This is a genomic window from Paraburkholderia sp. J67 (assembly GCF_905220265.1).
Taxonomy (GTDB): Bacteria; Pseudomonadota; Gammaproteobacteria; order Burkholderiales; family Burkholderiaceae; genus Paraburkholderia.
Genome location: NZ_CAJMZK010000017.1, coordinates 156,397 through 179,337, shown reverse-complemented (window position 1 = coordinate 179,337; position 22,941 = coordinate 156,397). Strand labels below are relative to the sequence as shown.

The following is a 22,941-nucleotide window of genomic DNA, read 5'->3' as shown; positions in this document are numbered from 1 at the left end:
TTTCGGCAGTTGCGGGTCGCCGAACTGCTGCGCCCAGTCGAGCGTAGGCCACTGGCCACCCTGGGCCGGAATGCTCTGCGAGCTCTCGAACTGTTGCGGCTGCGCGATGGTCTTGTCGCTCTTGATGCCGATGTAGTTTGCGCAGCCCGAAAGCGCGAGCGCCGCGACCGCGGTGGCCACCGCGGCTCGACAGGTAGGCGCCGGCGCAAACTGGGTTAGGGATTTCATTGCTCGTCTCGGTGCGTGAGAGGGGGTGTGATACTGGACGATGCAGCCATTTTCCCGTGCAACGGTTTCAAATTTGCCTGCCTCGTCATCCATTGTCGACGTCGCTCGACGCCGATTGAATTCAGTCGCCGGGCGAATTCTGGCCCGCTACCGCACTGGCGGCGTTCGCGTTCTGGGTAGCTTCGCAGCTATTGACCAGAATCCGCCGCAACATGCTTTTCAGGAAGCCGACTTCCTCCGGGGTGAAGCCTTTGGCCAGCTCTTCCGTCACGCTCGTGAAGATGGCCGGCATGCGCGCCGCGATGGCTTCGCCCTCGGGCGTAAGCGCGAGGCGCACGGCGCGGCGGTCCTCTGAACTGCGCACGCGCTGTAGCAGGCCGCGCTTTTCCAGCCGGTCGACGAGGCGCGTCACCGCGCTCGCGTCGATGCCGTACTCGCGCGCCAGTTCGGCGGCGAGCACGCACTTGCCGCTCGCCACCATGAACAGCACGCTGGCCTGCTGGCTGGTGACGCCGAGCTCGGCCACGGTGCGCTGCGTGACCAGGTTCGACATGGACGAGCGCACGCGGGAAATCAGGTAGCCAACGCTTTCCCCGAGATCGTAGTCGCGGATTTCAGGAGGCGGCGTGGGAGTCGGATCCGTCATGGTTCTGCTGCAACTGCAATGGTTGACCAGGCAGGAATTATAGGGTTCGTTAGTTGACGCGGCAAGGTTTATTGTTTCAATCGCGGAAAACCATTGTCAGAGCGGGTCTTAATCGGAGCAGGGTGGTGTGGGAAAATTGACTCCGGCGGAGTGCCACGAAGTCAAGCGCCGAAGTCAAGCGCACGAGTCAAGTGTGTCGTGCCCGGAGGGGTAAATATGTGCATGTGTCCGATCAAGTCATCAGCACGTGCTATAATTTCAGGTTCCCAAAAGTGCGTCATGGCAGCCCTGACGAACCGACCCGCAACCCGACTTGCCGCAAGCGTTTCCAGAAGTTCTTAAGCGAACTTTTAAACGTGTGGGGCAGCAGGGCTGGGCGGCGTCCGAGCCCCTCCTGTGCGGCCCGCCGTCGAGCCCGCATGACGCACTCAACTGTACCCAGGTTCCTATGTCCCGCGCCCTTCGCAACATCGCCATCATTGCCCACGTCGACCACGGCAAGACTACGCTCGTCGACCAGCTTCTCCGTCAGACTGCCACGTTCCGTGACAACCAGCAGGTCGCCGAGCGCGTGATGGACTCGAACGACATCGAAAAAGAGCGTGGTATCACGATTCTTTCGAAGAACTGCGCGGTCGAGTACGAAGGCACCCACATCAACATCGTCGACACCCCGGGCCACGCCGACTTCGGTGGTGAAGTGGAGCGCGTGCTGTCGATGGTCGACTCCGTGCTGCTGCTCGTCGACGCCGTCGAAGGCCCGATGCCGCAAACGCGCTTCGTGACCAAGAAGGCGCTGGCGCTCGGCTTGAAGCCGATCGTCGTCGTCAACAAGATCGACCGTCCGGGCGCGCGTATCGACTGGGTGATCAACCAGACGTTCGACCTGTTCGACAAGCTCGGCGCGACCGAAGAGCAGCTCGACTTCCCGGTGGTCTACGCTTCGGGCCTGAACGGCTACGCTTCGCTGTCGCCGGACGCGCGCGAAGGCGACATGCGTCCCCTGTTCGACGCCGTGCTCAAGTACGTGCCGGTTCGCGATGCGGATCCGGAAGGCCCGCTTCAGCTCCAGATCACCTCGCTCGACTACTCGGCGTACGTTGGCCGTATCGGCGTGGGCCGTATCAAGCGTGGTCGCATCAAGCCGGGTCAACCGGTTGCGCTGCGCTTTGGCCCGGAAGGCCAGGTCTTGAACCGCAAGATCAACCAGGTGCTGGCGTTCAGCGGCCTGGAGCGCGTGCAGGTCGAATCGGCTGAAGCCGGCGACATCGTGCTGATCAACGGTATCGAAGACATCGGTATCGGCGCGACCATCTGCGCGGTAGACAACCCCGAAGCGCTGCCGATGATCACGGTGGACGAGCCGACGCTCACGATGAACTTCCTCGTGAACTCGTCGCCGCTCGCCGGCAAGGAAGGCAAGTTCGTGACGAGCCGCCAGATCCGCGACCGTCTGACGAAGGAACTGAACCACAACGTGGCGCTGCGCGTGAAGGACACGGGCGACGAAACCACGTTCGAAGTCTCGGGCCGTGGCGAACTGCACCTGACGATCCTGATCGAAAACATGCGCCGCGAAGGCTACGAGCTGGCCGTGTCGCGTCCGCGCGTGGTGCTGCACGAAGTCGACGGCGTGAAGCAGGAGCCGTACGAAATGCTGACCGTTGACGTCGAAGACGCCAACCAGGGCGGCGTGATGGAAGAACTGGGCCGCCGTAAGGGCGAAATGCTCGACATGGCGTCGGATGGCCAGGGCCGCACGCGTCTCGAGTACCGCATTCCGGCGCGTGGCCTGATCGGCTTCCAGGGCGAATTCATGACGCTCACGCGCGGCACGGGCCTGATGAGCCACGTGTTCGACGCTTACGGTCCGATCAAGGAAGGCACGCTCGGCGAGCGCCGCAACGGCGTGCTGATCTCGCAGGACGACGGCGCGGCCGTGGCCTACGCACTGTGGAAGCTGCAGGATCGCGGCCGCATGTTCGTGAAGCCGGGCGACGCGCTGTACGAAGGCATGATCATCGGTATCCATAGCCGTGACAACGACCTCGTCGTCAACCCGATCAAGGGCAAGCAGCTCACCAACGTGCGCGCCTCGGGCACCGACGAAGCCGTGCGCCTGGTTCCGCCGATCCAGATGTCGCTCGAATACGCAGTCGAATTCATCGACGACGACGAACTCGTGGAAGTCACGCCGCAGTCGATCCGCCTGCGCAAGCGTCACCTGAAAGAACATGAGCGTCGCCGCGCAAGCCGCGAAGCCGAATAAAGTTTTGTACTCGAAACTTTTTCGCGCACTGCAATGCATGTAAGAAAACAAGAAAGCCGCCGCTGTCTGGGCGGCTTTTTTGCATTCGTTTTACGAATGGCGGTGATTGCGTTGTGGTGCCGGAAGAGACTGTTGCTGAAGTTGCAAAGCGCCGTGAAAGCCCCATGTAGTAAGGGTTTGCGTGTGCTGATGTGTCGCATTGCATCTTATGGGGAGTATCACTTATGTGCTATGCTCCGCCGATGCATGATTTAGGTCCTTCCAAGCAGACTTGATTCGCAATCCGCTAAACGGTCAGGCCGTGGCGCGGAAGGTTGAGTAACCCGCTATTTTTCGAGAAACTCGAAGAAAGGTGAGCGTAAATGTCGGAAACGATGAAGCAATTCCAGCTGAACTCCTATCTGTTCGGCGGCAATGCTCCGTATGTCGAAGAGCAATACGAAGCATATCTTGACAACCCTGCGTCCGTTCCGGACCAATGGCGTGAATACTTCGACGCACTGCAAAACGTGCCGTCGTCGAGTGGCTCGGCCGACAGCGATGTCGCGCACGGCCCGATCGTCGAGTCGTTTGCGCAGCGCGCAAAAGCGAACGCTTTCGTCCCGAAGGGCGGCGGCGAAGATCTCGCTACGGCACGCAAGCAGGTCTACGTTCAGTCCCTCATCGGCGCGTATCGCTTCCTTGGCTCGCAATGGGCCAACCTCGATCCGCTGAAGCGCCGCGAGCGTCCCCCGATCCCCGAGCTCGAACCTGCGTTCTACGACTTCAATGAAGCCGACATGGACCAGACGTTCAGCGCCACGAACCTGTATTTCGGGTTCGAGCGCGCAACGCTGCGTGAGATCGTCAAGGCACTGCGCGACACGTACTGCGGCACGATCGGCGCCGAGTACATGTACATCAGCGATCCCGAGCAAAAGCGTTGGTGGAAGGAGCGTCTCGAGTCGATCCGCTCGACGCCGAACTTCTCGAACGACAAGAAAAAGCACATCCTGCAGCGCCTCACGGCCGCTGAAGGTCTTGAGCGCTTCCTGCACACGAAGTACGTCGGCCAGAAGCGTTTCTCGCTCGAAGGCGGCGAATCCTTCATCGCGGCGATGGACGAAGTCGTTCGTCACTCCGGCGCGAAGGGCGTGCAGGAAATCGTCATCGGCATGGCCCACCGTGGCCGTCTGAACGTGCTGGTCAATACGCTCGGCAAGATGCCGGCTGACCTGTTCGCCGAATTCGAAGGCAAGCACGTCGACGACCTGCCGGCTGGCGACGTCAAGTACCACAAGGGCTTCTCGTCGGACGTCTCGACCGAAGGCGGCCCGGTCCACCTGTCGCTCGCGTTCAACCCGTCGCACCTTGAAATCGTCAACCCGGTGGTCGAAGGCTCGGCCAAGGCTCGTATGGATCGCCGCGGCGATGCAGACGGCCTGCAGGTGCTGCCGGTGCAGATCCACGGCGACGCGGCCTTCGCAGGCCAGGGCGTCGTGATGGAAACGCTGAACCTCGCGCAAACGCGTGGTTACGGCACGCACGGCACGCTGCACATCGTCATCAACAACCAGATCGGCTTCACGACGTCGGACCCGCGCGATGCGCGCTCGACGCTTTACTGTACCGACGTGGTCAAGATGATCGAAGCGCCGGTGCTGCACGTGAACGGCGACGATCCGGAAGCGGTCGTGCTGGCGATCCAGCTCGCGGTCGAATTCCGCATGCAGTTCCACAAGGATGTCGTGGTCGACATCATCTGCTTCCGCAAGCTGGGTCACAACGAGCAGGACACGCCGGCGGTCACGCAGCCGCTGATGTACAAGACCATCGCCAAGCACCCGGGCACGCGCGCACTGTACGCTGAAAAGCTCGTGCAGCAAGGCGTCATCTCGGCAGAAGACGGCGACGCGTATGTCAAGGCGTATCGCGCTGCGATGGACGAAGGCCACCACACGATCGACCCCGTGCTCTCGAACTACAAGAGCAAGTACGCGGTGGACTGGGTGCCGTTCCTGAACCGCAAGTGGACCGACGCAGCCGACACGGCCGTGCCGCTCGCAGAACTCAAGCGCCTCGCAGAACGTATCACCACGATCCCCGAGAACATCAAGGTTCACCCGCTGGTCGAGCGCGTCATCAACGACCGCCGCGCGATGGGCAAGGGCGAAGCGAAGCTCGACTGGGGCATGGGCGAGCACCTCGCGTACGCATCGCTGGTCGCATCGGGCTACTCGGTTCGTCTGACGGGCCAGGACTCGGGCCGCGGCACGTTCACGCACCGCCACGCCGTTCTGCACGATCAGAACCGCGAGCGCTGGAACGACGGCACGTACATCCCGCTGCAGAACATCGCTGAAAACCAGGCGAAGTTCACGGTGATCGACTCGGTGCTGTCCGAAGAAGCCGTGCTCGGCTTCGAATACGGCTACTCGACCGCTGAACCGAACACGCTCGTCGCGTGGGAAGGTCAGTTCGGCGACTTCGTCAACGGTGCGCAGGTCGTGATCGACCAGTTCATCTCGTCGGGCGAAGTGAAGTGGGGCCGCGTTTCGGGTCTCACGATGCTGCTGCCGCACGGCTACGAAGGTCAGGGTCCGGAGCACTCGTCGGCACGTATCGAGCGTTTCCTGCAGCTGTGCGCCGAGCACAACATGCAGGTCGTTCAGCCGACCACGCCGGCACAGATCTTCCACGTGCTGCGTCGCCAGATGATCCGCCTGTTCCGCAAGCCGCTGATCATCTTCACGCCGAAGTCGCTGCTGCGTCACAAGGAAGCGGTGTCGGACCTGTCCGAACTCGCGAAGGGCACGTTCCAGCCGGTTATCGGCGAAGTGGACGACACCATCGACGCGAAGAAGGTCAAGCGCGTGGTGGCCTGCTCGGGCCGCGTGTACTTCGACCTCGTGGCGCATCGCCGCGAAGCGAAGGCGAACGACGTCGCGATCATCCGTATCGAACAGCTCTATCCGTTCGCGCACAAGCAGTTCGAAGCGGAGCTGAAGAAGTACGACAACGCGACCGAAGTGGTCTGGGTGCAGGACGAGCCGCAAAATCAAGGCCCGTGGTTCTACATCGAGCACCACCTGAAGGAAGGCATGAAGGAAGGCATGAAGCTGGCATACAGCGGCCGCCCGGCTTCGGCTTCTCCGGCTGTCGGCTACTACGCGAAGCACTACGAGCAGCAGAAGGCGCTGATCGAAGGTGCGTTCGGCCGCCTCAAGGGCGCGCAGGTCGCGAAGTAAGCACATTGAGCTAAACGAACCGGGAAGGCGTGTCACTACACTGCGCGCTTTCCCGCGCTCATGTGCGCGACCCGGTTCGTACCTAGATACGTATTCAGGAACATCAAATGGCTATTGTTGAAGTCAAGGTCCCCCAGCTTTCGGAGTCGGTTTCGGAAGCAACGATGCTGCAGTGGAAGAAGAAGCCGGGCGAAGCAATCGCTCAGGACGAAATCCTCATCGAGCTGGAAACGGATAAGGTCGTTCTCGAAGTCCCCGCGCCGGCAGCCGGCGTGATGGCCGAGATCCTGGCAAATGACGGCGACACCGTCGTCGCGGATCAAGTGATCGCGCGCATCGACACGGAAGCCAAGGCTGGCGCCGCTGCAGCTCCCGCCGCTGCCGCCGCTCCCGCTGCTGCACCGGCCGCTGCGCCCGCAGCCGCACCGGCAGCCGCTGCTGCATCGACGTCGAGCAGCAACATCGCATCGCCCGCAGCGACCAAGCTGATGGCGGAGAAGGGTCTGGCCGGCGGCGACGTCGCAGGCACGGGCCGCGATGGCCGCATTACGAAGCAGGACGTGCTCGGCGCAGGCGCGCCGAAGGCCGCTCCCGCTGCTGCACCGGCCGCTCGCCCGGCTGCCGGCAAGCCGTCGCTGCCGCAAGTCAACGCACCGGCATCGGCTGCAAACTGGCTCAACGACCGTCCGGAACAGCGCGTGCCGATGTCGCGTCTGCGTGCGCGTATCGCCGAGCGTCTGCTCGAGTCGCAGCAAACCAATGCCATCCTCACGACGTTCAACGAAGTGAACATGGCGCCGGTCATGGATCTGCGCAACAAGTACAAGGACAAGTTCGAGAAGGAACATGGCGTGAAGCTCGGCTTCATGTCGTTCTTCGTGAAGGCTGCGGTTCACGCCCTCAAGAAGTTCCCGCTCGTGAACGCGTCGATCGACGGTAACGACATCGTCTACCACGGCTACTTCGACATCGGTATCGCTGTCGGTTCGCCGCGCGGCCTGGTGGTGCCCATCCTGCGCAACGCAGACCAGATGAGCCTCGCCGACATCGAGAAGAAGATCGCCGAATTCGGTCAGAAGGCCAAGGACGGCAAGCTCTCGATCGAAGAAATGACGGGCGGTACGTTCTCGATCTCGAACGGCGGCGTGTTCGGCTCGATGCTGTCGACCCCGATCATCAACCCGCCGCAGTCGGCGATCCTGGGCGTGCACGCGACCAAGGAACGCGCTGTCGTGGAAAACGGCCAGATCGTCATCCGCCCGATGAACTACCTCGCGATGTCGTACGACCACCGCATCATCGACGGCCGCGAAGCCGTCCTGTCGCTGGTCGCGATGAAGGACGCGCTGGAAGATCCGGCTCGCCTGCTGCTCGACCTGTAAGCGTCGGCCTGGCATCAGGTTTTCAGCATCAAGTCTCACACTGAGCGGCGTGCGCGCGGCCCCGGGAAGCCCGGGTCCGCGCGCCGCGCTCACGTATCGAAAGGATGATCATGTCCAAAGAATTTGACGTTGTCGTGATTGGCGCCGGCCCCGGCGGCTACATCGCGGCGATCCGCGCGGCTCAGCTCGGCAAGTCGGTTGCCTGTATCGAAAAGTGGAAGAACCCGGCCGGCGCGCTCAAGCTCGGCGGCACCTGCCTGAACGTGGGTTGCATTCCGTCGAAGGCGCTGCTCGCCTCGTCGGAAGAGTTCGAAAACGCCCAGCATCACCTGGCCGACCACGGCATCAACGTGAGCGACGTCAGCATCGACGTCGCGAAGATGCTCGGCCGCAAGGAGTCCATCGTCGAAAAGATGACGAAGGGCATCGAATTCCTGTTCCGCAAGAACAAGATCACGTGGCTCAAGGGTCACGGCAAGTTCACCGGCAAGAACGAAGCCGGTGTGCAGATCGAAGTCTCGGGCGAAGGCGAAACCGAAGTCGTGACGGCGAAGAACGTCATCATCGCAACGGGTTCGAAGGCGCGTCACCTGCCGGGCATGCCGGTCGACAACAAGATCATCGCCGACAACGAAGGCGCGCTCTCGTTCGACTCCGTGCCGAAGAAGCTGGCCGTGATCGGCGCAGGCGTGATCGGTCTGGAACTGGGTTCGGTGTGGCGCCGTCTGGGCGCGGAAGTCACCGTGCTCGAAGCGCTGCCGGAATTCCTCGGCGCGGCTGACCAGGCGCTCTCGAAGGAAGCTGCGAAGCTCTTCAAGAAGCAGGGTCTCGACATTCACGTTGGCGTGAAGGTCGGCGAAGTCAAGGCGACCGACACGAACGTCACGATCAACTACACGGACAAGGACGGCAACGCGCAAGTGCTCGAAGCCGACCGCCTGATCGTGTCGGTTGGCCGCGTGCCGAACACCGACAACCTCGGTCTCGAAGCAATCGGCCTGAAGGCCAACGAGCGTGGCTTCATCGACGTCGACGGCCACTGCGCAACGTCGGTGCCGAACGTGTACGCGATCGGCGACGTGGTGCGTGGTCCGATGCTCGCGCACAAGGCCGAAGACGAAGGCGTGCTGGTTGCCGAAGTCATCGACGGCCAGAAGCCGCACATCGACTACAACTGCATTCCTTGGGTGATCTACACCGAACCGGAAATCGCATGGGTCGGCAAGACGGAACAGCAGCTCAAGGCCGAAGGCCGCGAGATCAAGACGGGCCAGTTCCCGTTCATGGCGAACGGCCGCGCGCTGGGCATCAACAAGGCCGACGGCTTTGTGAAGATGATCGCCGACGCGAAGACCGACGAGCTGCTCGGCGTGCACATCATCTCGGCGAACGCATCGGACCTGATCGCGGAAGCCGTGGTGGCGATGGAATTCAAGGCTGCTGCTGAAGACATCGGCCGCATCTGCCATCCGCACCCGTCGCTGTCCGAAGTCATGCGCGAAGCCGCACTCGCAGTCGACAAGCGCGCGCTGAACATGTAATGCATCAGGGCAGGGCGGCGGCTTCAATGGCCGCGCCCGGCCTCGTAGTACCGTGCATCACGTACAGAGGCGGACGGGTTCAAACCCGCTCCGCCTTTCCTCATTTGTGGCCCACGAAATGAACGTCACCGAATACTACGAATCAGAACTGCAGAAACGGGGTTACAAGCCCGATACGGCGCAACGCGTTGCGATCGATCGACTGCAGCGGTGCTACGACGAGTGGGTCGAATACAAATCGCGTCGCTCGAACGCGTTCTGGAAGCTCATCAATCGTCCCGACCTGCCGCGTGGCGTGTACATGTGGGGGGGCGTCGGGCGCGGCAAGAGCTTCCTGATGGACAGCTTCTATGCGGTCGTGCCGGTGCAGCGCAAGACGCGTCTGCATTTCCACGAGTTCATGCGCGAAGTGCATCGCGAACTCGAAGAACTGAAGGGCCAGGCCGATCCGCTCGACGAACTCGCGCGCCGTATCGCGAAGCGCTATCGCCTGATCTGCTTCGACGAATTCCACGTGTCCGATATCGCGGACGCCATGATTCTCTATCGTCTGCTCGACCGTCTGTTCGACAACGGCGTGCAGTTCGTGATGACCTCCAACTACGCGCCCGATACGCTGTATCCCGATGGTTTGCATCGCGACCGCATGCTGCCCGCGATCGAGCTCATCAAGGAAAAGTTGGATGTCCTGAACGTTGACGCGGGTGTCGATTATCGCCAGCGCACGCTCGCACAGGTCGAGGTCTACCACACGCCGCTGGGTGCGGCGTCGGACAAGGCGCTGCGCCACTCCTTCGCGCAACTCGCCGCGGTGCCCGACGAAAGCCCGATCCTGCACATCGAGAAGCGCGAACTGAAAGCGCTGCGCCGCGCCGATGGCGTGGTGTGGTTCGACTTCGCCACGTTGTGCGGCGGCCCGCGCTCGCAGAACGACTATCTGGAGCTGGCGAGCCGATTCCATGCGGTGATTCTCTCCGACGTGCCGCAGATGACACCGCGCATGGCCTCCGAAGCGCGCCGCTTCACCTGGCTCATCGACGTGTTCTACGACCACAAGGTCAAGCTGCTGATGTCAGCGGCGGTGCCGCCTGAGGATCTCTATCCTGAAGGGCCGATGGCCAACGAATTCACGCGCACGGTGTCGCGTATCGTCGAAATGCAGTCGAAAGAATATCTGGAGACGCCGCGCCGCATCGTCGATACGTCGCTCACCTGAAAGCAGCGCAGCGTCTTTCATCAAAAATAGACCCCGAATCGCTTTTTCAAGATTCGGACTCGTCTGATAGGGGCCGCCGGGTCAAGTCGATATCTTTAGTCAGGACTGGTTCTGACAAAGGAGTAGACCATGACCCCGCATCGCGATATTACCGAGGAAGAATGGCAGCGCGTCATGCCGCTGCTGCCCGAGTTGCGTCCGCGCTCGGAAATGCGCGGCCGCCCGCTGGCCAATACCCGTTCGGTGCTCAACGGCGTCCTGTGGGTCATGTATAGCGGCGCCACCTGGTCAGCCATGCCGCGCCGTTACCCTTCGTACCAGACCTGCCATCGCCGCTTCAAGGCGTGGCACGAGGAAGGCGTGCTCAAGCATCTGATGGCCGAGTTGTTTGGCGAAGAGGGCGTCGCGCTGTGCGACACCATCGAGTCGCGCATGCGCAAGCATCTGAGCCGTGCTGAAAAAGCCGCCGCGCGCGTACAGGAAGGCCTGCCCAGCGCACCGCGCAATTCGCCGTTCAGTCCCGCTGTCGCGCAGGGCGTGCCGCCGATGCTGGGCTATCGCTCGGTGTATCGGCATACCGCATAAGCTGCATCGATCGCATTAGTTCCCGCTAGAAATGAAACGAGGCCGCCTTGCAACAAGGCGGCCTCGTCGTGTTGACCCATTCAGGGTCGGGCACAGCGTTATTGCTGACGCACCCAGGTCTGCGAGCGGCCCAGCAGCGAAATGCCGAGATAACCGCGTACGACCAGCTTCTGGCCACCGTCTTCGGTGTGCATCTTGCAACGATAGATCTTGCCGTTTTCGGGGTCGATGATGTTGCCGCCATCCCATTCGTCGCCGGCCTTCTTCATGCTGTCGATGATGGTCATGCCAAGAATCAGCTGATCCTTGCGGGAGTCCGTGCAGGCCGTGCAGCGGCGATCGGGCTGGTCGTTCGCGCCGAGCCCCTTGATGACCTTGCCGACGAGCGCGCCGCTGCCGTCGTCGCTGATCTGCACGAGCGCCTTGGGCTGGCCCGTGTGATCGTCAATGGTCTGCCACACGCCGACGGGAGAATTCGTCTGGGCCTGCGCGGCCACGACGGCGCCGAGCAGCGCGCCGGCGAGCGCAAACTGGCGCACGGCGCGCGCGGCGAACGAGGCGGCGGGGCGGTTGAATGGTTTCATGTGTCTTCCTCCACTGATCACTGATGTTTATGTATGTGTGATGAACCGCCGCGCGTTGAGTCACGCTCAATGGCGCAGGGGCGGCCAGCGCGCACGGCGGTCAGGGCAGGATACGCGAAAGCGCCGCCCGCGTTTGCGAGGAGAAACTCTAGTCGGCGGGCATGATGTGCGCCGCGCACGACGCATGCCCACCGACTCGCTCATGCAACTGCGCGCTTAATTCAGCTGATATGAGAACGTCGCATTGAAGCGCGGGCTGCGCGATGCGCTTTCGACCGGCGCATCGGCCAGCGCCTTCGCCACGGACAGATCGAGGCTGTAATAGCGCCCGTCCGACAACCTGAAGCCGATCGACGCCGAAGAAAGCCGTGAAGGCGAGGGCGTGCCTGCATGCAGATAGACCCGCGCCATGTCGAACGACACATAGGGCGTGAGCGTTTGCAGCCACACTTTGCCGACCTTGAGCGGCCGGTTGAGTTCGAGCGAGTAGGCCCAGCCCGAATCGCCCGACGCCTCGCCCGGCTCGTAACCCGCCGCGAAACGCTGCGCGCCGAACGAGATCTGTTCCGAGGTAGGCAGCGTGACCGGGCTGTATTGACCAATCACGGCGACTGCGGTGCCGAAGCCCATCGGCCAGTCGTTGGTCTGCGAGAACGACGCATTGGTGCGCACGAAATTCAGCGATACCGGATTTTGCAGTGTGAGGCCGGCAATATTCGTATCGGCCGATTTCGATGCGCCGAGCACATTGAACGCCTTCGCTACCGCAATGCTCGCCTTGCGCACCTGGCCGGTCTGCACGTCGGTGTAATCGGCCTGCAACTGGATCACGCGCACCTGCGAGCGCAAGCCATATTGCAGCCCATTGATGGTGTTGTGATAGCGATCCTCATCGTGCGTTGCGTAGGCGCTCGCGGTACCCACCACGCTGCGCGTATTGCTCAGCAGCAGCGGATACGACATCGAGCCGGTGATCTTGTCGCTGATCACGGTACGTTCGACGTAGCTCGGCAGACCCGGGTTGTCGGTGGGATTGCCGCGGTAATGCGAGGCGTCGAGCTTCGCGGTGAGACCGTCGCTTGCGATCGGCACCGCCACATGCGCCGCGAGATACGTGACGTTGTCGCGGCCCTTGGGCAAGAGCGCCGACACGCTCAACTGCTCGCCGAACGGCGTGAGTCCGTTTTCGGTGAGCGTGAGCAGCCCTTGCACGCCGGGGTGATTGAAATCGATCCCGGTGCTGATATCGAAGGGCTTTTGCGTGGCGTCCAGTTCCAGCGTGGTCGCGCCATCGGTGTTGGTCGGCGGCGCCACATTTGCCTTCACCTTGAGCCCCGGCAGCAAGCCGAGCACATTGATATAGCGCTGGAACGTGGCGGTGCGCAGCGGCCGGTCTTCGACGATATGCGCTGCGATGGCGCGCATCTTGTCTTCGAGCTTGCCGGGCTTGCCCGTGATCTTCACGTCGCTCACAAAGCCTTCGACGACCGTGATGCGCACCACGCCGCCCGCGAAATCCTGCGCGGGCACGAACGCGAACGAGAGCGCATAGCCGCGCTCTTGATAAAGCTTCGTCACCTCGTTGGCCGTCTCGATGAGTTGGCCGATGGTGATGTCGTGATTCGCGAGCGGCGTGAAATGCTTCGCGACCTCGTCGAACGGAATCGATTTCACGCCCTCGACCTTGAATGTGGTCGGCGTGATATGCGTGGCGAGTAGCTGCTGCAGCTGAGGCGTCTGCTGCTGCACCTGGACCGTCACGTTGGGCGCCTTCTGCGGCGCGTTAATCTGAGGCAGTGCGTCGAGCGGGTTTCCAGCTGCTGGATTCCCGCCCGACGCCGGCCTGTTCTGTTGTGCTACTGCCACCCCCGTCAAGCCGCTGCCCGCCATCACCCCCAACGCGGCGAGCACGGCCCATTCTGCGACTGCGCCTTTCATCGGACTGCCCTCGGACTTGTCGGACGACGCACACCGGTTCCCTGAACCATCCGGTGCGCGCCGCCTCTTTTTGTCGCCTTTGCGGCGATCTATCTGTGGCTCCCTGATTGCCTGTGTTTTTTATTCCTGCGTACTCCGTACTACCTGTCCCTATCCTGCCTGGGTCAGTCGCGGCGCTGCGTCCCTCTCAAGACGCCGCGCCACGCAGCGCCCATGTTGCCCGATGATGGTTGCGCGCGCTACGGCAGCTTGTGCAGCAAGCCGCTCAGTAGTCCCCCCGATGTACTCGTGCTGCCAGAACTGCTTGAACTCGTGCTGCCCGTGGTCGCGCCAAGCGCGCCCGTGACCGTGCCGACGATCACCGTGACCGGTTGCAGCAACGCCCCCGCGCCGCTGCCGCTGCCCGTGAGCGAGGCGAGCGGGCCCGTGACCGCCGAAGTCGCGCCCGACGAGCCGCCCGATGTCGACCCTGCGGCCGACGTCGCCGTCGAGACCACGCCCGTAAGCAGGCCGCCGACGATCGGCACGCCCGACAAACCGCTCGTGAGGGCGCTCGTGCCGCCCGTCGTGCCGGTCAGGCCCGTCACGCTCGCGAGCGGCGAGCTGCCGAGGCCGAGGCTCGCGACCACCGCATTGAGCGGGCCGAGCACGCCGTTGGCCGCGGCGCCGGTCGGCGGGCCGTTGGCGACGAGCGCCGTGCTGCCGCCCACGAGACTCGTGATCAGACCGGGAATCGGCGCGGCGCCATTGGCGCCGTTCGGATTCACGAGGCCGCCCGCATTGGTGACCGTGTTGCCGAGCGCGCTGACCAGCGTGCCGACGTCCGCGCCCACCGGCGAGAGCGGGCCGAGCGCGCCGCTCGCCGTCGAGCTTCCCGCCGTCGAGGCGACCTTCGAGCCCGCCGTCTGCAACGCGCCGCCCACTTGCGCGAGCAGGCCCGAGACCGGCGTGGCGAGACCCGTCGACGTACCCACCTGCTGCGTGATGAGGCCGGCGGTGGTGACGATCGGCGTGATCGCCGTGCTGAGCGGTTGCGTGATCTGCTGCACCGGCGCCGACGAGAGCGCGTTGCCGAGCATCTGACCGGCCGCGTTGACGGTGTTGGCCGTTGTGTCGAGCGCGGTGGCAACCGGCGTGGTGACCGGCGCGAGCGGCGCAAGCGGCCCGCTGCCAAGACCGTTGACCGTGGTGGCGACGCCCTGGACCACGCCGCTCGTGGCGCTCACGACATTGCCGAGACCCGCGACAGTCGTGCCGACCGGATTGGCGGTCGAGCCGGTCTGGCCAAGGCCGTTCGAGACTGCGTCGGCGAGTGCTCCGGCCACCGTGCCCGTGCTCGACACCGTGCTGCCGAGGCCCGAGGTGACCTGCGAGCTGACGCCGCCGGGCAGGGTGGTGGAGCCGATTGCATTGCCCAGATCGCTGGTGGTCTTGGCGACCGAGGTGACGACGCCGGAGGTGCCCGTCGTCGTGCTGGTGCTGCCGCCGCCCGTGTTCGAGCCCGAGCCGCCGCTGCCCGAAGTCGAGCCGGTGGTATCGCCGCCCGTCGTGCTGGTGGTGCCTGTGGTGCCGGTGCTGCCGCCCGAGCCCGTCGACGCCGAGGGCGGGGTGTAGCTGCTGCCGCCGCACGCCGCCACGCTACAGGCGACGGCCGCGGCGAGGGCGGTGAGGCGCAAGGTGCGCACGAGTGCGGCGGCGCGGTCGTTCGTCGGTTCGCTGGCGCGGTGCGCCGCTTGAATCACGTTGAAACGGCTGGACATGAGGCTGTCTCCTGATCGATTGGGGACGCTTGAACGATGTGTTTTGAAAGGGGAACCCGGTCGCTTATTTCTTGGCGCCGAGCAGGCCGCCCACGAGCGAGGTGAGGCCGGCGAGCGGGCCAGTCGTGCTGCTGCCCGAGGTGCCGCCCGTCAGGGATGCGAGAGAAAGGCCCGGCGTGGCGCTCGAGGTGCTGCTCGACGAACTGGACGTGCTGGTGGTCTTCGCGCCGGCGACGACACCCGCGCCCGCGACGATCGAGCCGCCTGCCGTACCCACGCTGTTGACTGTCGTCGTCACTGCGCCGACGACACCGGAAACGAGACCCGCGACCGGTGCGAGCGCGCCGCTGCTGCCGCCGGTGGCGGAGGTGAGCGCCGAGGTCGCCGTGGTGAGGGCTGCGGTGACCGGTGCGAGCGGATTGCTGCCGCCCGAGGTCGCGGCAACACCGACACCCGCGCCAATACCGATTGCCGCGCCGCCGCCCGTGCTACCCGTCGAGCCGCCGGTCAGGCCGCCCGTGACGCTGCTCAAAAGACCCGTGACCGGCGAGAGCGGATTGCTGCTGCCGCTCGAGCTACCGCCCGTCAGCAGCGTGCCGGCCGTGGCGACCGTCTTGCCCGTGTCGGCGACGAGCGTGCCCACACCCGTCGTAACGGGGTTCGATCCGCCGCTTTGTGCGACCAGCGCGCCGCCCTTCTGGAGGCCGCCGCCGAGCGTTTGCAGCAGACCGGCGACCGGTGCGCCAAGACCGGTGGCCGTGCCGACCGTCTGCGTCGTGGAAGCGACGACCGAGGTGATCGGCGTGATGGCCGAGCTAAGCGTTTGTGTGACCTGTTGCACCGGACCTTGCGAGAGCGCGCTCGTGAGCGTGCTGCCTGCGTTCGTGACGGCGGTGCCGAGCGTGCTGACCGCCGTGCCCACCGGCGTCGTGACGGCGGCGAGCGGCGCGAGCGGACCGCTGCCGAGGCTCGTCACGAGCTGGCCGGCGCTGGTGACGGCCTTGCCGGCGTCGCTCACGACACCGCCCGTGCTCGTGAGCGTCGTGCCGACGGGATTGCTGCTCGAGCCGAGCTGACCGAGGCCTTGCGCGAGGCCGCTGCCAAGCGTCGACACCGCGGCGCCCACGTTTTCGACGACGCCGCCCGCGGCTTGCGTCGTGCTCGAGCTCACGCCAGGCAGCGATTGCGAGGCGATCGTGCTGCCAAGGCCCGTCACCGTCGAACCGGCGGCGCTGACGACGTTGCTTGCCGCATTCACCACCTGACCCACGGCGTTGGCTGCGACGGCGGAACCGCTGCCGCTGCCACTTCCGCTTCCATTGCCACTGCCGCTACCGTTGTCGCCGGTGGTCGAGCCACTGCCGCTGCCGCTGCCACTGCCGTCGCTAGTGCCGGAGCCGCTGCCGCTATCGCCGGTGGTGGTGGTGCCACCCGAGCCGCTGCCATTGCCGCTGCCCGAGTCGCTCGTCGACGTGTTGCCGGAGCCGCTGCCGTTGTCACCGGTCGTCGTGCCGCCGCCGCTACCGCTGCCGCTGCCGTCGGTGCTGCCGCTCGTACCGCTCGTGCCGCCGCTCGTTTGCAGCGCGCCGCTGCTGCCGGTGCCGCTGCTGAGCGAACCCGAACCGCCGCAGGCGCTCAGGGAAAGCAGGGTGGCGATCGTGGCTGCAATGGCTGTGAGTCGTGCAGCGTGTGCAATGCGCGGGTGGTTCATGGTGTGCCCTCGGTCTCGTATGGTGTGTGTTGTCTATGTGTTGTGTGCTCGGTTTGTCAGACCTGCGCCACCTACACTGCAACAGCTGTGCCAATTCGAAATCACGCTTGAAAATGAGCCTGTTTCTCGCGTGGAGGCTTTCGTCTAATCAAGGCGTGGCAAGCCTTTGCCGGTTCGTTTCGTCAAACGAATGGCGAGTGCAAAAGCGAGGGGGTAACAACGAGGGGGGCGTTACGTCACGTAACGTGGCGCGCGCCGTGTTACGTCCATTGGGGGTAACGGCGCGAACGTTTATGCGAATTGGGAAATTGCGTGTGCGCTGAATGGCCTCGAAGCGCGCGCCGGATCGTGTTCTACCGGTGTTCGAGCGCCTTTATGCGTAAAAACGTTTGCCTAAAAAATGGTTTGCGAGTCCTGAATAACTGTGTAATGGTTTGTCCCGAGTCAGCGCAAAAACGACTATGCCGATAATGATGTTACGGCCTGTCCGTTGCGTAACGAACGATTGCGTAACGATTTGGGTTACGCTATAAAAAACGCAGTTGGCACAAAAGAACAAAAAACAGAGCCGCACGTGAGCACGTCCGAGGGGAAGTCTTACGATTCGGCCAGCGATGTTGGCGGACTGTCATGAGTCCGTGGACCGAATGTATCGGTGCAAATCAAAAAGCATACGCAGGCGCCGATGCACATCAGCGTGAGAGCGCGAAAAAAGAGAGAGAGGGCCGAAATGAAAAAGCTGGCAATGCATTTCTGGAAGTCGGAAGACGGGGTAACCGCGCTCGAATACGGGCTCATCGCGGGGCTCATTGCCGTCGTCATCGCTGCGACTGTGAGCGGTCTGGGAACCAAGCTGAACGAGGTTTTCTTCTATATCAGCAGTCAGATTGGGACGGTGCCGTGATTATCGTCAACGGGCGCTGAATCCGCATCAATGACGCGCGGCGCGATCGCCTTTGACGGTTGCGCCTAATCATTCAGTTAAACGTAGCAGTTGCGTTCGCGTGCGCCGTTGATTCGGTGCGTGTGATGTTGCTGCACGCCTGTCCGCGATGATCTCATTGTTCTCCAGCCTCACGTTTGCCGCGTGGGCGGTGGCCGTTGCTGTCTGCGATTGCCGCTCGCGACGCGTGCCGAACCTGCTTGTGGGCGCGGGCCTTTGCGCTGCGCTGGCCGCATCGTTCATGCATGCGGGGCCTGCGCATCTCGGCATTCTCCACGCGCTGGCCGCAGCCGCGGTGGGTCTCGCCGCGCTCATGCCGTTCTTCGTGCTCGGCGTGATGGGGGCGGCGGACGTCAAGGTCTTCGCGGTGCTGGGTGCGTGGTGCGGGCTGCAAGCGCTGCTCGGGTTGTGGATCGTCGCGAGTCTGGTGGCGTGCGTGCATGCGATCGTCGTGCTCTTCGTATTGCGCACACGCTCGCGTGCCGTCACGGGGCGTCGCTCGCAAGACGACACCGTAGGTGCACGGCGCGGCACACCGTACGCCGCATGCCTTACGGTGCCCGCGCTCGCGTGGCTCGTTTTCCAGATGATGCCCGGAGGCATGCAATGAAATCGCGTGCATTCAAAGCTCATGCGCGAAACACGCACGCTTCGGATTGCAGACGGTCTCGCCAGCGCGGCGCGGCGGCAATCGAATTTGCGCTCGCTTTTCCGCTCTTTTTCGCGATCCTCTATGGGATCGTGATGTACAGCATGATTTTCCTCGTGCAACACAGCATGACCTCGGCGGCCGCCGAAGGTGCGCGTGCGGCGCTGGTCTATCAGAACGCAGCGAACGCGGGCGCGGCGCTCACGAGTCGTGCCAACGCAGCCTGTACGCGCGCGCTGGCGGTCGTGAGCTGGCTCGCGAAGGCGCCGACCTGCTCGCAAACCATCAGCACCGCGCCTGCGGGCTGCGCCAGCAACACGGCGATGGACTGTGTGCAGATCTCGTTGTCTTATCCGTGGAGCAGCAATCCACTCGTGCCGCCGTTACCGCTGATGGGGCTGATTTCGCCGAATTCGTTGGTCGGCAATGCCACCGTGCAGATCGACCCGGCGAATATCTTATGAGACCGGCACCCGACATGGCCATTCGTTCACCGCGCTATTGGCATGGCGCACAACCTGTTCGCATCCGGAATCCTCGTTGATGGCCAATCTGACAAAAATTGCTGCAGGACTCCTGATTGCTGCCGCGCTCATGCTCGGGCTGTTCGCGGTCATGCTCGCGCGCCGCGCGCCTGAGCCGCAGCCCATCGCGCAGCCCGTCACCACCACCCAGGCCCTCACGCCTGTCGTGGTGGCGACGCGCACGCTGCAGGCTGGCCAGCCGATTCCCGCCGATGCGCTGCGTGTTCAGCCGCTGCCGATCCACCCGATCGGCTCGGTGAGCGATAGCGCGCTGGTGGCCGGCCGTGTGCCGCTCGCCGATATCGCCGCCGATACGCCCGTGCTCGATCAACAACTCTCGTCGAGCCTCGCAGCCAGCCTCGCCGCGGGCGAGCGCGCGGTGGCCGTGCGCGTGGACGAAACCAACGCGGTCGGCAATCAGTTGCGTGCGGGCAATTACGTGGACGTGTTCTTTACCCTGCGCCGCGACGGAAGCGGTGTGGGCGGGGAGGTCGGCCGCACCCAGGCGCGCCTGCTGATCGCGAAGGCTCGCGTGCTCGTGTTCGGCGCGCAACCCGACGACGCGTCTGCGGGCGGGCAGCGCACCAGCAATTTCGGCACTCAGAATGCCGTGCCGCGCACGGCTGTGATTGCAGTGCCGGTCACCCAGGTCGATCAGCTTTCGCTGGCGCAAAGCCAGGGACAACTGATTCTCGCGCTGCGCAATCCGACCGACGACGATCAGGTGGATCCGGCCGCATTCGGCCCGCAGCCCGGCGTGCTCAAGGTGGTGTCGAAGGCCACGCCCGATGGCGCGACGCGCGCGGCAGCGGGTATTGCGCTCGACCAGCTTGCGGGCGGCAGTGCGCCCAAGCCGGTGGTGGTGACACAGGCCGCGCCGCGTCAGGCGGGCGCACCCGCGCGCGGCGGACTCGAAGTGATACGGGGTGGGCGAGCCGAAACGGTCGCCTGGTAAGCTCAAAAAAGCGCGCCGCGCATGACACGGCCGCAGACAAAAGAAGCAGGAACACGATGACGATTACGAGGATTTTCGCCGTGGCGCTTACCGCGTCCGCCTGCGCCGGCGGTCTCGGGCTTGCCACCTTGCCCGCAAGGGCGGCGCCGGGCGCCGCCGCTCTCGAACAGTTGCCGTCGAGTGTCGATATCGCGGTGGGCGAGCAGCGTACCTTGCCGGTGACGGGTGCGCTCACGCGCGTGGCCGTCGGCGACCCGTCGGTGGCGGACGTGCTGGTCGTGCGCGGAGACCGGCGCGGGGGCCTGCTGCTCGTCGGTAAAGGTGCGGGCACAACCAATGTGATGCTATGGGAGAGCGGCGTGCAACGTACCTTCACCGTCAACGTGACGACCAATGCGGCGCGCGCGCTGCTTGGCGCGGGCACGCCTGACGTGAAAGTGCTGGGTGGCACGGCGATCATCACGGGAAGCGCTGCGACGATGGAGCAGCATCAGCGCGCAGTGGCGGCGGCCGAAGGGTCGGTGGCGGCGAGCGGTAAGGGCGGCAAGGACGGCAAGGACGGCAAGGACGCGGGCGGTGGCGATCCGAACGTGCTCGACAATTCGACGATCGCGACGCGCTCCGTCGTGCAGGTCGATGTGCGCGTGGTGGAATTCAGCCGCACCGTACTGAAGGAGATCGGTTTCAACTTCTTCCGCCAGAACAACGGCTTCTCGTTCGGCTCGTTCACGCCGACGTCGATCACCTCGTCGAGCACGGGCTCGTCGGGTTCATCGGTGACGGCCGGCGTGCCGATCGCATCAGCCTTCAACCTGGTGTTCTCGTCGGCGACGCATGGTCTGTTCGCCGACCTGAGCTTGATGGAGACGAACAACCTGGCGCGCGTGCTGGCCGAACCGACGCTTGTCGCGCTCTCCGGCCAGAGCGCGAGCTTCCTGGCCGGTGGCGAGATCCCGGTGCCGGTGCCGCAGGCGCTCGGCTCGACCGCGATCGAATACAAGCCCTATGGCATTGGGCTGTCACTCACGCCCACCGTGCTCTCGCCGCAGCGCATCGCGCTGAAGGTGGCCCCCGAGGCAAGTCAGCTCGACTATTCGAACGCGGTGACGATCAGCGGCGTATCGGTGCCGGCGATCACGACCCGGCGTACCGAAACGACCGTCGAGCTGGGCGATGGCGAAAGCTTCGTGATTGGCGGCCTGATCGATCGCGAGACGGCGTCGAACGTGAACAAGGTGCCGCTGCTGGGCGATCTGCCCGTGATCGGCGCCTTCTTCAAGCAGTTGAACTACCAGCAGAACGACAAGGAACTGGTGATCGTGGTCACGCCGCATCTGGTGTCGCCGCTTGCGAAGGACGCCAAGCTGCCGACGACGCCAGGCGAGCTGGCCGAGCAGCGTAATGCGCCGGTGTGGCGCTCGTTCATCGGCGGCGCGGCGGCGCGCGAGTCGGTGCCGGGTTTTTCGCCGTGAAACGTAGGGTGGCGGGAGAATGTGCCATAGCGCCAACTCCCGTCGACAGCGATGCATGGGACGGAGGCAGTGATGAATGCGAGAGTGCACTCGATGACTGATCGCACCGTGGCGGACTCGTTCGTGTTCGCCTCGGCGAACGACACGCACGCGCGCTGGCTGGCGCAGACGCTCTTTTCGGCAGGCAAGGTCGAGTCCGTTGCACTCGACCCGGCCCTCGTCGCGCAGCGCATTTCGCAGCACATGCCCTCGCTGCTGCTGGTCGACTTTTCGCAGGGACGCGGCGCCGCCGCGAGCGCCGTGGCGGCCTCCGCGCAGGCGGCGTTTCCGGGCCTGCAAGTCATCGCGCTCGGCACCCTCGCCGAGCCGGAGAGCGCATTGTCCGCGCTGCGTGCCGGCGTGCGGGATTTCGTCGACGTGGCAGGCGACGGTGAGGATGCCTTACGGATCGTGCGCCAGGTGCTCGAAAACCGTGTGGAACCCGTCAGCCGTCATGGCCGCCTCACCGTGCTGATCGGCGCGCGTGCGGGCATGGGCGTGACGACGCTCGCCGCAAGCCTCGGTGCGTTGCTCGCGCGCAAAGGCGCGCCCGTCAACCGGCACGCCGCGTTGCTCGATCTCGGCCTGCCGGCGGGCGACGGCGCGCTGCTGCTAAATGCGGGCAATGGTTTCAGTTTTGTCGATGCCGTGCGCAATCTGAACCGCTTCGATCAGACCTTCGTGCACACGGCGCTCGCGCGCCACGAGAGCGGTCTTGCGCTCACCACGCTGCCCACCGACCTCGCCGCCTTGCGCGAAGTGTCCTATCAGTCGGCCGTGGCGCTGCTCACGCGTCTGCGCGCATTTTTCGATCAGCAACTCGTCGATCTGGGCGGCTTCACCAACACCGAATTCGTGTCCGCCGTCACGCAGGCCGCCGACCAGGTCTGGCTGGTGTGCGATCAGAGCGTTGCCTCGATCGTCGCGGCCTCGCGTCAGCTCGAAATGCTGCGCGACGCCGGCGTCGAGAACGATCATCTGCGTCTTGTCATCAGCCAGTACGAGGCCGAGATCGATCTGAGCGCGGCGCAGATTGCCGAGCGCCTGGGCATCGAGCTCGCCGGTGCGCTGCCCGCGCGGCGCGTCGCGCTCTGCCAGGCCGCGAATCGCGGTCAATTGCTGGCCGACAGCGCGCCGCGCGACCCCTATGTGCGCGCGCTCGAAGCGCTGGCGGCGCAACTCGACGGCATGCGTTCGCGCGCGCCTAACAAGCTCGACGCGCTGCGACGTCCGCTGCGCGGTCTTTTCCCTCACTCATCCAAGCGTTCGTAG

17 protein-coding genes and 1 pseudogene are annotated in these 22,941 nt (G+C 64.2%); 12 read left to right on the top strand and 6 right to left on the bottom strand.

Going from position 1 to position 22,941, the window contains the following annotated elements:
• Together U5782_RS26800 and U5782_RS26795 are read right to left on the bottom strand one after the other, a co-directional pair.
• A pseudogene (locus U5782_RS26800) lies at positions 1-228 on the bottom strand (MarR family transcriptional regulator); the annotation flags it as partial.
• Between the two features lie 121 nt (positions 229-349).
• A complete protein-coding gene (locus tag U5782_RS26795) occupies positions 350-874 on the bottom strand; it encodes a MarR family winged helix-turn-helix transcriptional regulator (RefSeq protein ID WP_322046912.1) in 525 nt (174 codons plus the stop codon).
• Positions 875-1,322: 448 nt separating this feature from the next.
• Here U5782_RS26795 and typA point away from each other — a divergent pair, with 448 nt between their 5' ends.
• From typA to U5782_RS26765, 6 genes are all read left to right on the top strand, one after another.
• Entirely contained in the window at positions 1,323-3,143 is a 1,821-nt protein-coding gene (gene typA / locus U5782_RS26790; RefSeq protein WP_322046911.1) for a translational GTPase TypA, read from the top strand.
• 362 nt (positions 3,144-3,505) lie between these two features.
• Positions 3,506-6,370, top strand: coding sequence for a 2-oxoglutarate dehydrogenase E1 component (locus tag U5782_RS26785; protein WP_322046910.1), 2,865 nt, complete (start codon positions 3,506-3,508; stop codon positions 6,368-6,370).
• A 107-nt stretch (positions 6,371-6,477) separates the two neighbouring features.
• The gene (gene odhB / locus U5782_RS26780) at positions 6,478-7,752 is read left to right on the top strand and encodes a 2-oxoglutarate dehydrogenase complex dihydrolipoyllysine-residue succinyltransferase (RefSeq protein WP_322046909.1); all 1,275 of its coding nucleotides are present in this window, start codon (positions 6,478-6,480) and stop codon (positions 7,750-7,752) included.
• Positions 7,753-7,862: 110 nt separating this feature from the next.
• Positions 7,863-9,293, top strand: coding sequence for a dihydrolipoyl dehydrogenase (gene lpdA, locus U5782_RS26775; protein WP_322046908.1), 1,431 nt, complete (start codon positions 7,863-7,865; stop codon positions 9,291-9,293).
• 118 nt (positions 9,294-9,411) lie between these two features.
• A complete protein-coding gene (gene zapE / locus U5782_RS26770; RefSeq protein ID WP_322046907.1) occupies positions 9,412-10,509 on the top strand; it encodes a cell division protein ZapE in 1,098 nt (365 codons plus the stop codon).
• Positions 10,510-10,638: 129 nt separating this feature from the next.
• Positions 10,639-11,094: a transposase gene (locus U5782_RS26765; RefSeq protein ID WP_322046906.1), complete on the top strand. Its 456-nt coding sequence runs from the start codon at positions 10,639-10,641 to the stop codon at positions 11,092-11,094.
• Positions 11,095-11,192: 98 nt separating this feature from the next.
• Here U5782_RS26765 and U5782_RS26760 read toward each other — a convergent pair whose 3' ends face one another.
• The 4 genes from U5782_RS26760 to U5782_RS26745 form a co-directional block, all read right to left on the bottom strand.
• Positions 11,193-11,678, bottom strand: a complete 486-nt coding sequence (locus U5782_RS26760) for a DUF2147 domain-containing protein (protein ID WP_322046905.1) — start codon at positions 11,676-11,678, stop codon at positions 11,193-11,195.
• Between the two features lie 216 nt (positions 11,679-11,894).
• On the bottom strand, positions 11,895-13,616 hold the full coding sequence (locus U5782_RS26755) for a ShlB/FhaC/HecB family hemolysin secretion/activation protein (RefSeq protein WP_415914411.1): 1,722 nt from the start codon (positions 13,614-13,616) through the stop codon (positions 11,895-11,897).
• A 239-nt stretch (positions 13,617-13,855) separates the two neighbouring features.
• Positions 13,856-15,376: a collagen-like triple helix repeat-containing protein gene (locus tag U5782_RS26750; RefSeq protein ID WP_322046904.1), complete on the bottom strand. Its 1,521-nt coding sequence runs from the start codon at positions 15,374-15,376 to the stop codon at positions 13,856-13,858.
• A 64-nt stretch (positions 15,377-15,440) separates the two neighbouring features.
• Positions 15,441-17,087 (bottom strand): collagen-like triple helix repeat-containing protein, encoded by a 1,647-nt coding sequence (locus U5782_RS26745; RefSeq protein WP_322046903.1) that lies wholly within the window; start codon positions 17,085-17,087, stop codon positions 15,441-15,443.
• Positions 17,088-17,817: 730 nt separating this feature from the next.
• On the opposite strand from U5782_RS26745, the gene U5782_RS26740 reads away from it, so the two are divergent.
• The 6 genes from U5782_RS26740 to U5782_RS26715 all read left to right on the top strand — a co-directional run bounded on the left by U5782_RS26740 (position 17,818) and on the right by U5782_RS26715 (position 22,941).
• A complete protein-coding gene (locus tag U5782_RS26740) occupies positions 17,818-17,991 on the top strand; it encodes a Flp family type IVb pilin (RefSeq protein WP_322046919.1) in 174 nt (57 codons plus the stop codon).
• Between the two features lie 148 nt (positions 17,992-18,139).
• Complete coding sequence (locus U5782_RS26735; RefSeq protein WP_322046902.1) at positions 18,140-18,640, top strand: prepilin peptidase; 501 nt, start codon at positions 18,140-18,142, stop codon at positions 18,638-18,640.
• Positions 18,637-19,143: a TadE/TadG family type IV pilus assembly protein gene (locus U5782_RS26730; RefSeq protein WP_322046901.1), complete on the top strand. Its 507-nt coding sequence runs from the start codon at positions 18,637-18,639 to the stop codon at positions 19,141-19,143. The genes U5782_RS26735 and U5782_RS26730 overlap by 4 nt, the downstream gene beginning before the upstream one ends.
• Positions 19,144-19,222: 79 nt before the next feature.
• Complete coding sequence (gene cpaB, locus U5782_RS26725) at positions 19,223-20,158, top strand: Flp pilus assembly protein CpaB (protein ID WP_322046900.1); 936 nt, start codon at positions 19,223-19,225, stop codon at positions 20,156-20,158.
• A 56-nt stretch (positions 20,159-20,214) separates the two neighbouring features.
• Positions 20,215-21,630: a type II and III secretion system protein family protein gene (locus tag U5782_RS26720; RefSeq protein ID WP_322046899.1), complete on the top strand. Its 1,416-nt coding sequence runs from the start codon at positions 20,215-20,217 to the stop codon at positions 21,628-21,630.
• A gap of 72 nt (positions 21,631-21,702) precedes the next feature.
• Positions 21,703-22,941 (top strand): fimbrial protein, encoded by a 1,239-nt coding sequence (locus U5782_RS26715; RefSeq protein WP_322046898.1) that lies wholly within the window; start codon positions 21,703-21,705, stop codon positions 22,939-22,941.

What these genes read in the sequence shown, in the direction of transcription:
- U5782_RS26795 (WP_322046912.1), bottom strand. Translation starts at nt 874, where the DNA reads ATGACGGATCCGACTCCCACGCCGCCTCCTGAAATCCGCGACTACGAT.
- U5782_RS26755 (WP_415914411.1), bottom strand. Translation starts at nt 13,616, where the DNA reads ATGAAAGGCGCAGTCGCAGAATGGGCCGTGCTCGCCGCGTTGGGGGTG.
- U5782_RS26740 (WP_322046919.1), top strand. Translation starts at nt 17,818, where the DNA reads ATGAAAAAGCTGGCAATGCATTTCTGGAAGTCGGAAGACGGGGTAACC.
- U5782_RS26745 (WP_322046903.1), bottom strand. Translation starts at nt 17,087, where the DNA reads ATGAACCACCCGCGCATTGCACACGCTGCACGACTCACAGCCATTGCA.
- U5782_RS26730 (WP_322046901.1), top strand. Translation starts at nt 18,637, where the DNA reads ATGAAATCGCGTGCATTCAAAGCTCATGCGCGAAACACGCACGCTTCG.
- odhB (WP_322046909.1), top strand. Translation starts at nt 6,478, where the DNA reads ATGGCTATTGTTGAAGTCAAGGTCCCCCAGCTTTCGGAGTCGGTTTCG.
- typA (WP_322046911.1), top strand. Translation starts at nt 1,323, where the DNA reads ATGTCCCGCGCCCTTCGCAACATCGCCATCATTGCCCACGTCGACCAC.
- lpdA (WP_322046908.1), top strand. Translation starts at nt 7,863, where the DNA reads ATGTCCAAAGAATTTGACGTTGTCGTGATTGGCGCCGGCCCCGGCGGC.
- U5782_RS26720 (WP_322046899.1), top strand. Translation starts at nt 20,215, where the DNA reads ATGACGATTACGAGGATTTTCGCCGTGGCGCTTACCGCGTCCGCCTGC.
- U5782_RS26750 (WP_322046904.1), bottom strand. Translation starts at nt 15,376, where the DNA reads ATGTCCAGCCGTTTCAACGTGATTCAAGCGGCGCACCGCGCCAGCGAA.
- U5782_RS26715 (WP_322046898.1), top strand. Translation starts at nt 21,703, where the DNA reads ATGAATGCGAGAGTGCACTCGATGACTGATCGCACCGTGGCGGACTCG.
- U5782_RS26785 (WP_322046910.1), top strand. Translation starts at nt 3,506, where the DNA reads ATGTCGGAAACGATGAAGCAATTCCAGCTGAACTCCTATCTGTTCGGC.
- U5782_RS26760 (WP_322046905.1), bottom strand. Translation starts at nt 11,678, where the DNA reads ATGAAACCATTCAACCGCCCCGCCGCCTCGTTCGCCGCGCGCGCCGTG.
- U5782_RS26735 (WP_322046902.1), top strand. Translation starts at nt 18,140, where the DNA reads ATGATCTCATTGTTCTCCAGCCTCACGTTTGCCGCGTGGGCGGTGGCC.
- U5782_RS26765 (WP_322046906.1), top strand. Translation starts at nt 10,639, where the DNA reads ATGACCCCGCATCGCGATATTACCGAGGAAGAATGGCAGCGCGTCATG.
- cpaB (WP_322046900.1), top strand. Translation starts at nt 19,223, where the DNA reads ATGGCCAATCTGACAAAAATTGCTGCAGGACTCCTGATTGCTGCCGCG.
- zapE (WP_322046907.1), top strand. Translation starts at nt 9,412, where the DNA reads ATGAACGTCACCGAATACTACGAATCAGAACTGCAGAAACGGGGTTAC.